Origin of the sequence: Bradyrhizobium sp. CER78, assembly GCF_029846235.1 — a bacterium.
Taxonomy (GTDB): Bacteria; Pseudomonadota; Alphaproteobacteria; order Rhizobiales; family Xanthobacteraceae; genus Bradyrhizobium.
In genome coordinates this window covers 93,657-104,316 of record NZ_JARVWP010000024.1, presented here as the reverse complement: position 1 = coordinate 104,316, position 10,660 = coordinate 93,657, and the positions used below count along the sequence as shown (strand labels likewise).

The window sequence follows — 10,660 nt, the reverse complement described above, 5'->3', positions numbered from 1 at the left end:
GGGCTTTCGCCAGGACGACGATGGGGATGGCTCTCGATTCAAGATGTCAACACGCGGTGTCATCACCCGCGAAAGCGGGTGTTCCAGTATTCCAGAGGCCGCAGTGCTTGAGTCGAAAGGCCGCGGCGGGCTGGATCGCCCGGTCGAGCCGGGCGATGACAGCGAGAATGGAGACGCAGTTTCGCGTTCTCGCGACATGAATTGTCCGAGCCTTGCTTGTCTTCCCGCCCTCTCTTGAAGAGGGCGCAGGGAAAGCCGGGTGCCGATCGCACCCATGGGCCCCGTGCAAAGGTAGAAAGCACGGGGGCAGGACCACAGGTGTAACCGGAGACAACCCGGCTTTCCCTGCGCGATGGGCTACGGCTTACTTCGTGCTCTCCCCGGCGAGACTGGGTTTTGTTGTCACCGTCTCCGCAACGCGCACCGCGCACCGCGCAATTCGAGAGACACCTACCACTAGGGCGTCAGGACCACACGACTTCACCGTCCGCATCATGCGCACTCGTCAGTTGCGCAATCGGCGTCCACCGCATCTCGACCCGCGTTCGTGACGATCGCGAAGCGCCCCTCGATCGGGCGAGACGGACAAACCATACACCGAGTTTCACTTCTGATAAATCGAAATATTTTTGCCGGGTCGGATTGACAGGTTTTGACTGAGTTGCCCGTCGTGTCGCATGGGCAACAGCGGTCCGAACAATCGAAGGATGGGTAAGCGGTCCCATTCTTGCCCAGTCTCTTCGGGCAATTCCGCGCATTGATGAATTGCAGTTCATTCGGCTCGAGCGCAGGACCCTCCGATTGGTTCCTAATCTGCAGGCTATTGCGGCCGGGAACGAGTTCAATATGCTGACGTTACCGCCTACGTCATCCGATTGCATCGAGGGGGCGGCTCATTTGGGTGTTGTGCGCGAATGCATTCAAACGCAACTGGCTTCACAGACAGTCAACGGCTTCAACTGCTGATCGACGCGATCGTCGACTACGCGATTTATCTGGTCGATCCTGACGGCACGATCGCGAGCTGGAATTCCGGCGCGACCCGAATGAAGGGATATACCGCCGACGAGATCATCGGGCGTCCTTTGTCGATCTTCTATACGCCCGAAGATCAAGCCGCCGGATTGCCGCTGAAGGCGTTGGCGATTGCCACCGAGCAAGGACGATTTAGCTCGGAAGGCTGGCGCGTGCGCAAGGATGGAAGCCGCTTTTGGGCGACCGTGGTGATCGAGGCTGTGCGGGATCACAAGGGATCGCTGATCGGATTCGCCAAGGTCACACGCGACATCACCGAGCGTCAGGAAGCAGGCCAGGCCCTCATAGAGAGCGAACGGCGCTATCGCCGACTGATCGAAGCGGTGGTTGACTATGCCATTTTCCAGCTCGACGCGAAGGGCTCCGTCGTCACCTGGAATCCGGGCGCTGAACGGATCAAGGGGTACGCGCCGGAGGAAATCATCGGCCGGCACTTCTCGCAGTTCTACACGGAGGAGGATCGCGCAAATCGGAAGCCTCAACTCGCGCTCGAGCAAGCCGCGCAAAGCGGTCGGTTCGAAGCCGAAGGATGGCGTGTACGCAAAGACGGCTCGAAGTTCTGGGCGTCGGTCGTCATCGACCGGATCGCGGACGAAAGCGGTGCACTGATCGGGTTTGCCAAAATTACCCGCGACATCACCGAACGGCGCAACGCGCAGGAGGCGTTGGCCAAGATCCAGGATCAATTGCTTGCCTCGCAAAAGCTCGAGGCTGTCGGACAGCTCAGCGGAGGCGTCGCGCACGATTTCAATAATCTGCTGATGATCGTGATCGGCAATTTGGAAACGATGGAGCGGCACGCCAGGCAGCTTGCCAGCAACGCCAATTTTCAGCGCGCCTTATCCCATGCGAAACGCGGCGCCCAGCGTGCAGCGAGCCTGACCAGCCGCCTGCTCGCCTTTTCGCGGCGACAGGCTCTTGCCCCGAAACCGATCGAGCTGAACAACTTCCTCAACGGGCTGCAGGACTTTCTGCAACGGACCCTTGGCGAGCGCGTCGAGGTTCAGACGGTCGGCAGCGCCGGGCTCTGGCAGATTGAAGCGGACCCGAACCATCTCGAATCTGCCATGCTCAACCTTGCGATCAATGCGCGCGATGCGATGCCGGACGGCGGCAAACTGACGATCGAGGCGGTCAACGTATCTGCGGACTATGAGTATTGCCTGCGAAATCCTGAACTCAATCCCGGGCAATATGTGGTGATCAGCGTAACGGACACAGGCCTCGGCATGAGCCGGGACACGCTGGACCACGCATTCGAGCCGTTCTTCACGACCAAGGAAACCGGACAGGGCACGGGTCTCGGCCTCAGTCAAGTATACGGCTTCGTGAAGCAGTCGGGTGGCCATATCAAGATCTACAGCGAGCTCGGTTACGGCACCAACATCAAGATGTACTTCCCCCGCCACCGTGGCCCCGCCGTGGAGCAGGAGGAGATCGACGAACCGATCGCCGAGGCTGAATCGAACAAGGTCGAGACGGTCCTGGTCGTTGAAGACGACGAGGATCTTCGCACCTATGTCAGTGAGCTGCTGCGCGAGCTGAATTATCGTGTTCTGACGGCGGGGAGCGCGCAGGCCGCGTTGACCATCCTGCTGCAGGACCAGCCGCATATCGACCTCGTTCTGACCGACGTGGTGATGCCGGGCATGAACGGTCGCGAACTCGGGAAACGTGCTGCAGAGATGCGGCCGGGACTGAAGATTCTGTACATGACGGGCTATTCGCAAAACGCAGTCATCCACCATGGCAGGCTGGACCAGGGCGTCGATCTCCTGGAGAAGCCGGTCTCACAGGCCAAGCTTGCCTTGCGGGTCCGCGAGATACTCGATCGCCGGTAGTATTCGCAGGATGCGTGGAATGCAGCGATACCCATCTTGCCATTGTCTCCGCTTGAGGTCCGGCGGAAAATTATCACAGGTTATTGTCGCAGGCTTCCATGCCACCTTACCGTTGGAAGCCGCATTCGGGGACCAGAAATGCAGGACATGCTGACGCATCTCGAAAAGCTTCGCACCGACGCGGCGGAGTGCGCGTTGATCCGCGACCTGGCAACGGATGTCCGAAAGCGCGAGCTGTTCAGCAAGCTTGCCGAGCAGCTGAGTGCCCTCGCCGCGGAAATCGAAAGCACCGTTGCCACGGCGCGCAGGGAGGGCGAAACCACCTAATCGGCGCTACATCACCCGTTCAAAGGTATCGATGCTTGTCGTGACCGCTCGCCACCAGTTCAACGGCTTCAGTGTCGCCGGTTCACCCTCCCCGGCTGCAACCAGCGCCTTGTCCGACACCACGAACCACGCCGTTTCCATTTTCCCGTCGCGAAGCAAACCTGCATAGGAGACGACACGATCGCCCGCCGCCGAAGACCCGACCGACGAAAAGCCGATGCAATTGTCCTGGTGGACGCCGACGATCGGGACCGTCTGACCGTAAAAGCCGCTATCGGCAAGCGCGCTACGAAAGGTCCCCTCGATGCGGCCATCCGCCTCGCTGGTGATTTCGACGATCGATCCATACTGGTTCTGCCACTTGCCGACCCACGTCATCTCGGCCTCCCGTCACCGCAGGCTCTCGGCCCCGAAAGAGCGGACAACACATGGAGGAAATCGATGTTCCGGTGGGATGCCAACATCTGGTGCAGCAATCGGCCGATTGGAACCACCGTGGCGTCGGCGTATTGTCATTCGCCCGCCGGTTGAACGGTAATATACTGCTAGCTCCGATATGCGTGGCGAAGCGCGCCTACCCGCCGGGGAAATCAGCCGGCATCTGTTGCACTTCAGGATCTTTCATTTGGCACAAATTGCATCTCCAGCATCCAGCAAGACGTCCCGGTCGCGCGGGCGGACCACTGCCGCCAGAGACGCGCAATGAAGATGGACAAGGCCATCTGGTACGTCTCGTTCGCGCTGAGAGATCCCGACGCCGGACACCACCGCTTCGCGCGCCAGACCCGCACCTTCACGACCGAGCAGGATGCCAAGGCGTTCGCGCGCACCCTGCTCGTTCAGACCCAGGACGTCAGCGCCGGCACGATCAATCCGCACATGCCACGGCGCGTGATCGCGCCGGCGGCGATCACGGCGTGGGCTGGCGAGAGCTGAGGTTTCTTCCTACAAAAATCGCGACGGCGCGAACGGCTGAAGCGGGATCTCCGGCATCTCGCCGCTGAGCAATTGCGCGACCAGCCGGCCGGTGCGGGCCGAGCCGACCAGGCCGACATGGCCGTGGCCAAACGCATAGACCACGTCGCGCGAGGCGCGGCTGTGGCCGATGCAGGGGCGTCCGTCGGGCATGCTCGGGCGATGGCCGAACCAGGTCTTGATGCGCGATGGCGGGATATCCCTCGGCAGCTTCGGGAACATGCTGAAGAGATGCTCGCGCAGGATCTCGGCGCGCTGCCAGTTCGGCTCGGCGTCGAGCCCGGCGATCTCCACCGTGCCGGCGGCGCGCAGGCCCTTGTCGGTCCAGTTGACGACCATCTTGGCGTCCGAGGCCATCATCGAATTGCGCGGTCCGGATTCCGGGCTCTCGATCATGACGTGATAGCCGCGCTCGGTTTCCAGCGGCAGCCGATCGCCGATCGATGCGGTCAGCTGCTTGGAGCGCGCACCGGCGGCGACGACCGCCGCATCGCAGGCGATCTCGCCGTTCTCGGTGACCACGGCAACGAGCCTGTCGCCGGTAAGCCTGAGGCCTGTGGCCTTGGCGGCGACGCGTTCGGCGCCGTTCGCAAGCGCATGCGCGGCGAGCGCCGCGACATAGGCGCCGGGATCGCGGCAGCGTCCGGCCTCTTCCACCACGACGCCGAACTTGTAGCGCGGATGCAGATCGGGCTCGCGCTGACGCATCTCGTCTTCATCGAGCTCCAGCCATTCGATGCCGACGCGCTTGCGGATGCGCCAGCCGAGATCTTTGTCAAAGGGCGCGCGCGAGGGAAACACGTGCATCACCCCGCGCCGCTCGATCAGCTCGGGGACGCCGGCTTCCTCGGCGAGTTGCCGGTGCAGCAGCGGCGCGTCCTTGAGCAGATCGCGCATTGCCCGCGCGGTGGCTTCGACCTGCGCCTCGGTCCAGCTCGACAGCAGATACTTGATGAGCCACGGCAAGGCCTTCGGCAGATAGGACCAGCGGATCGCGAGCGGCCCGAGCGGGTCCATCAGATAGCCCGGCAGCTTCTTCCAGGTGCCGGGTTCAGCCGGCGGGATCACCGAATGCGACGACAGCCAGCCGGCATTGCCGTAGCTCGCCGCCTGCTGACCGCCGGGCTCGCCAGGATCGATCAGCGTGACGCGGTGGCCACAACGCAGCGCCTCGATGGCTGAGATCACGCCGACCGCGCCGGCGCCGATGATCGCAACGTGACGGCCGGCCGATTGCGGCATCAGCGATTAGCCTCTGGGACAAAATCCTTGCCGACCGACAGCGCGCGCTGATCGACCAGGCAGTGCAGGATCGCCGGCTTGCCGGAGGCCAGCGCACGCTCGAAGGCGGGCGCGAAATCCTCGGTGCGCTCGACCCGCTCGCCATGGCCGCCAAACGCCTTGGCGTACAACGCGAAGTCCGGATTCTTGAGCTGGGTGCCGACGACGCGGCCGGGATAATCGCGCTCCTGATGCATGCGGATGGTGCCGTATTGCGCGTTGTCGATGACCACGACGATCAGCGGCGCGTCGTACTGCACGGCGGTGGCGAACTCCTGTCCGTTCATCAGAAAGCAGCCGTCGCCGGCGAAGGCGACGACGACGCGATCCGGATGATGCCGCTTGGCCATCACGGCCGCCGGCACGCCATAGCCCATCGAGCCCGAGGTCGGCGCCAGCTGCGCCGCGAAGCTGTGGAAGCGATGGTGGCGATGAATCCAGCCGGCGTAGTTGCCGGCACCGTTGCAGACGATCGCATCCTTCGGCAGGCGATCACGCAGCCAGGTCACGACCTCGCCATATTGGAAATTGCCCGGCAGCTCGCGCGGCTTGCCGGTCCAGGCCAGATAATCCGCGTGCGCCTTCGCCGCCTCGCCCTTCCAGGCGGGCGCGGCCGCGGGCTTCATGGTCTCAACCGCGGCGGCGAAGGCTGCGGGCGTCGCCTGGATCGCCAGTGCCGGCTGGTAGACGCGGCCGAGCTCTTCGGAGCCGGGATGGACGTGGATCAGCTTCTGGCTCGGTGTGGGAATGTCGAGCAGCGTGTAGGACGACGACGGCATCTCCGACATGCGGCCGCCGATCAAAAGAATGACGTCGGCGCCGGTGATGCGGTCTTTCAGTTTCGGGCTCGGGCCGATGCCGAGATCGCCGGCATAATGCGAGTGATCGGCGTCGATCAGCGAGGCGCGGCGGAACGAAGTTGCGACCGGGAGATCAAAGCGCTCGGCAAAACGCGCGATGCCCTTCGCAGCCTCTGCAGTCCAGCCCGAGCCACCGAGCACCACGATCGGCGCCTTGGCGGATGCGAGCATCGCGCCGAGCCGTTCGAGATCCGAGGGCGCCGGCCAGGTCGCCGCAGGCTCGACCTTCGGCGCGTCGGCGACGGCCGCGGTCTCCGTTAGCATGTTCTCCGGCAGCGAGATCACGACCGGACCGGGACGGCCTTGCAGCGCGACGCGGAAGGCGCGCGCGACCAGCTCCGGAATGCGGTCGGGACGATCGATCTCGACCGCCCATTTCGCCATGGTGCCGAACACCGCCTTGTAGTCGAGCTCCTGGAACGCCTCGCGCTCGCGCATGCCGGTGTCGACCTGGCCGACGAACAGGATCATCGGGGTCGAATCCTGCATCGCGATGTGCACGCCATGGGCGGCGTTGGTCGAGCCCGGGCCACGCGTGACGAAGCAGATGCCGGGACGTCCGGTGAGCTTGCCATAGGCCTCCGCCATCATCGCCGCGCCACCCTCGGCGCGGCAGATCACGACGTCGATCGGGCTGTCATGCAGCGCGTCGAGCGCCGCCAGATAGCTCTCGCCCGGCACGCAGGTGACGCGCTCCACGCCTTGCGCGATCAGCTGGTCGATCAGGATCTGGCCTCCGGTGCGGGCATTGCTTTTGGTCATGAGGGCTCCCTGCGGCTAGTGCCGCGCATTGGCTCGGCGCGGATCGTGGTCCGACGGGGGTATGATAGACCGGAATATGGTGCAAGGCCGAAGCCGCGTCGCGAGGCCGCAGCGGCGTCAAGCCATGCGATAGGCAATGGGCAACGTCGTTTCGTCGTCGATTTCCGCAGAGCGGACGATCGCCGGCTGGATCGCGGCGACCCGGCCGGCGCGCAAGCCAGTCGTCATCGTCCTGCGATCGACAGACACATCGTGCGGCGCCCGGATCAACCTGCGCGAGCTTCTTTCAATGGCTCTATCTGCGATGCAGCAGTGTGCGAGCGAGAAGACGATCCGCGAACTGCACCGTCAGTACCAAGGCGCGCGACGACAACGCGAGACGATTGGCACGATGCACTTTGCGGCGCGCGTGACCACAGCGTGGCACAATCTGCATACACTTTCCGTCAAATGCACACTAACAAACATTAAGTGCGCGCGCGGTTGTTCCCGTAAGACTACGGTGCGACGCGAGGTCACTTCGCAGCTTCTCCACGAGATCGCGCCAATTTCGCAGCAAATCGACGTGCTGCGCGTCGATTTCGGCAGCGTTCATTGCATGCACCACGCGTGATGCCTTGCGCGATCACGCACAGCTCATTGCATGCACTTCTGGATGGAACTCGAATCGCCTACCGTTTCATGCAGTCAGAAATTGCAAATCGTGTATCGCACCTGCCCGTTACGCGGCGGCGGAACGTTTTCTGTTGCCGATCAGGTGCAGCGTTTTTCAGTTCACCAATTGATATCAATGCTGGAGGCAATGCATGTTGGGGATGAAGAGTGTCGCAAGCGTGGTCGGCTCGGATAGCTCATATCGGCTGTTCGACGACATGCCGATCAGTGTCATGCTCTGCGAGCTGGACAATTTCAGGATCACCTACATCAACGAGTCGACGCGGCAGAATCTGAAGAAGATCGAGCATGTGCTGCCGGTGAAGGTCGACGCGCTGATCGGTCAGTCGATCGATATCTTTCACAAGAACCCGCAGCATCAGCGCCGGCTGCTGTCCGATCCGAAGAACCTGCCGCACAAGGCGCGCATCACCATCGGCGGCGAGACGCTCGATCTCACCGTGACGGCGATGACCAACTCGCGCGGCCGCTACACCGGGCCGATGCTGACCTGGGAGCTCGCGACCGAGAAGGCGCGGCTTGAAACCCAGACCGAGCGGCTGTTGCAGATGCTCGACAACATGCCGATCAACATCATGATGTGCGACGCCGATTTCAACATCACCTACATCAACCAGACCAGCCTCAAGACGCTCGACACGGTGAAGCATTTGCTTCCGGTGCGGCCGGACCAGATCCTCGGCAATTCGTTCGACATCTTCCACAAGAACCCGGCGCATCAGCGCCGCATCGTCGGCGATCCCAAGAACCTGCCGCACGCAGCAAAGATCAAGCTCGGCCCGGAAACGCTCGACCTCAGGGTCTCCGGGCTGACCGACAAGCGCGGCAATTATACCGGCGCGATGCTGAGCTGGTCGGTGGTCACCGGCAACGTCAAGCTGGCGGACGATTTCGAGACGAACGTAAAGGGACTTGCGGGCATGCTGGCGTCGGCCTCGACGCAGATGCAGGGTACGGCGCGGTCGCTGACCACAACCGCGGAATTCGTCAATCAGCGCTCGGCGAGCGCGGCGTCCGCATCCGAAGAGCTGTCGTCCTCGGTCAACGAGATCAGCCGCCAGGTGTCCGAGGCGAGCCGCATCGCCCGCATGGCGGTCGAGGAAGCGGAGAAGTCCGACAAGCGGGTGGCGGGCCTCGTGACCATGGCGCAGAAGATCGGCGACGTCGTCGCTTTGATCAGCCAGATCGCCGGCCAGACCAATCTGCTTGCGCTCAACGCGACGATCGAGTCCGCGCGCGCCGGCGAGGCCGGACGCGGCTTTGCCGTGGTGGCATCCGAGGTGAAGGCGCTGGCCAACCAGACCGCCAAGGCCACCGAGGACATTTCGGCGCAGATCAACGAGATGCAGACGGCGACCGGCAACACCGCCACCGCGCTGAAGGCGATCTCGCAAGTCATCGTCCAGATCAGCGAGATCTCGACCGTGATCGCCAGCGCCGTCGAGGAACAGGCCGCGGCCACCAAGGAGGTCACCGCAAACATCAACGGAACCACCAAGGCGATCGACGATGCCAGCAAGGCCGCCGAGAACGTCCTGGCGGCCTCCGGAGAACTCGCCAGCAACGCTTCCGAGCTGGAAGTTCAAGTCGACAAATTCCTCAAGAACGTGCGGGCGATGTAGTGCGGCCCTGCGTCATTCCGGGGCATGCGAAGCATGAACCCGGAATCTCGAGCGGCAACTTCGAGATTCCGGGTTCGATGCTCACGCATCGCCCCGGAATGACGGCGAAGAACGATTACAGCGAGCGCGCGATCAACACCTTCATGATCTCGTTGGTGCCGCCATAGATCTTCTGGATGCGGGAATCGATGAACATCCGCGAGATCGGATATTCCTGCATGTAGCCGTAGCCGCCGTGCAGTTGCAGGCATTCGTCGGCGGTCTCGACCTGCTTCTGCGAGCACCACCATTTCGCCATCGACGCCGTCACGGTGTCGAGGTCGCCGGCGACCAGCCGCTCGACGCACCAGTCGACGAACACGCGGGCGATCATCGCCTCGGTCTTGCGCTCGGCGAGCGTGAACGCCGTGTTCTGGAATTCGATCAGCGGCTTGCCGAACGCGGTGCGCTCCTTGGTGTATTCGGCGGTGATCCTGACCGCACGCTCCATCGAGGCGACGGCGCCGATCGCCAGCGAAAGCCGCTCCTGCGGCAATTGCTGCATCAACTGCACGAAGCCGTCGCCCTCCTCATTGCCGAGCAGGTTCTCCGGCGGCACCGTGACATTGTCGAAGAACAGCTCCGAGGTGTCTGACGCATGCAGGCCGATCTTGTCGAGGTTGCGCCCGCGCCGGTAGCCCTCGGCACCGGCGGTCTCGACGACGATCAGTGAGATGCCCTTGGCGCCCGGCGCACCAGTGCGCGCGACGACGATCACGAGGTCGGCGGCCTGGCCGTTGGTGATAAAAGTCTTCTGGCCGTTGATGACGTAGGAATTGCCCTGCTTTTTGGCTGTGGTCTTGATGCTTTGCAAATCGGAGCCGGTGCCGGGCTCGGTCATCGCGATGGCGCCGACCATCTCGCCCGACGCCATCTTCGGCAGCCAGCGCTTTTTCTGCTCCTCCGAGCCATAGTTGAGGATGTAATGCGCGACGATCGCGCTGTGCACCGAGACACCGGTGGTCAATTCCGGCACGGTGCTCTCGAGGTCGTCGAGCACCGCCGCGTCATAGGCGAAGGTCGTCCCGAGGCCGCCATAGGCCTCGGGCACGCTCGGCAACAGCGCACCCATCTCGCCGAGCGCGCGCCAGGCGGAGCGGTCGACCAGCTTCTGCGCGCGCCAGGTCTCGGCGTGCGGCGCCAGGTCCTTGGCGAGGAATTTGCGGAACTGGTCACGGAACGTGTCCAGCTCCTCGGTCATCCAGGACGATCGGTAGTGCATGTGGTCCTCTCAGTAAATCAC

The 10,660-nt window shown here is 63.1% G+C and carries 10 protein-coding genes; 6 read left to right on the top strand and 4 right to left on the bottom strand.

All coding sequences use genetic code 11. The annotated features are described in order from the left end of the window. From QDT69_RS34015 to QDT69_RS34005, 3 genes are all read left to right on the top strand, one after another. A partial coding sequence (locus QDT69_RS34015) for a hypothetical protein (protein WP_279710838.1) occupies positions 1 to 238 on the top strand: 238 nt, incomplete at its 5' end. A 676-nt stretch (positions 239 to 914) separates the two neighbouring features. Beyond that, complete coding sequence (locus tag QDT69_RS34010; protein ID WP_279710837.1) at positions 915 to 2,876, top strand: PAS domain S-box protein; 1,962 nt, start codon at positions 915 to 917, stop codon at positions 2,874 to 2,876. A gap of 138 nt (positions 2,877 to 3,014) precedes the next feature. Continuing rightward, positions 3,015 to 3,203, top strand: a complete 189-nt coding sequence (locus tag QDT69_RS34005; protein WP_279710836.1) for a hypothetical protein — start codon at positions 3,015 to 3,017, stop codon at positions 3,201 to 3,203. Positions 3,204 to 3,209: 6 nt separating this feature from the next. Here the strand turns inward: QDT69_RS34005 and QDT69_RS34000 are convergent, their stop codons facing one another. Then, the gene (locus QDT69_RS34000; RefSeq protein WP_279710835.1) at positions 3,210 to 3,581 is read right to left on the bottom strand and encodes an avidin/streptavidin family protein; all 372 of its coding nucleotides are present in this window, start codon (positions 3,579 to 3,581) and stop codon (positions 3,210 to 3,212) included. A gap of 324 nt (positions 3,582 to 3,905) precedes the next feature. On the opposite strand from QDT69_RS34000, the gene QDT69_RS33995 reads away from it, so the two are divergent. After that, complete coding sequence (locus QDT69_RS33995; RefSeq protein ID WP_279710834.1) at positions 3,906 to 4,139, top strand: hypothetical protein; 234 nt, start codon at positions 3,906 to 3,908, stop codon at positions 4,137 to 4,139. 9 nt (positions 4,140 to 4,148) lie between these two features. On the opposite strand, the gene QDT69_RS33990 is transcribed toward QDT69_RS33995, so the two are convergent. Both QDT69_RS33990 and QDT69_RS33985 read right to left on the bottom strand, forming a co-directional pair. Further along, a complete protein-coding gene (locus QDT69_RS33990; RefSeq protein ID WP_279710833.1) occupies positions 4,149 to 5,420 on the bottom strand; it encodes an FAD-dependent oxidoreductase in 1,272 nt (423 codons plus the stop codon). After that, positions 5,420 to 7,081 (bottom strand): thiamine pyrophosphate-binding protein, encoded by a 1,662-nt coding sequence (locus QDT69_RS33985; RefSeq protein ID WP_279710832.1) that lies wholly within the window; start codon positions 7,079 to 7,081, stop codon positions 5,420 to 5,422. The genes QDT69_RS33990 and QDT69_RS33985 overlap by 1 nt, the downstream gene beginning before the upstream one ends. A 136-nt stretch (positions 7,082 to 7,217) precedes the next feature. Here QDT69_RS33985 and QDT69_RS33980 point away from each other — a divergent pair, with 136 nt between their 5' ends. After that, positions 7,218 to 7,694: a hypothetical protein gene (locus QDT69_RS33980; RefSeq protein ID WP_279710831.1), complete on the top strand. Its 477-nt coding sequence runs from the start codon at positions 7,218 to 7,220 to the stop codon at positions 7,692 to 7,694. Between the two features lie 193 nt (positions 7,695 to 7,887). After that, positions 7,888 to 9,378, top strand: coding sequence for a methyl-accepting chemotaxis protein (locus QDT69_RS33975; RefSeq protein WP_279710830.1), 1,491 nt, complete (start codon positions 7,888 to 7,890; stop codon positions 9,376 to 9,378). Positions 9,379 to 9,493: 115 nt separating this feature from the next. Here the strand turns inward: QDT69_RS33975 and QDT69_RS33970 are convergent, their stop codons facing one another. Next, complete coding sequence (locus QDT69_RS33970) at positions 9,494 to 10,639, bottom strand: acyl-CoA dehydrogenase family protein (RefSeq protein ID WP_279710829.1); 1,146 nt, start codon at positions 10,637 to 10,639, stop codon at positions 9,494 to 9,496. Positions 10,640 to 10,660: the final 21 nt, after the last annotated feature.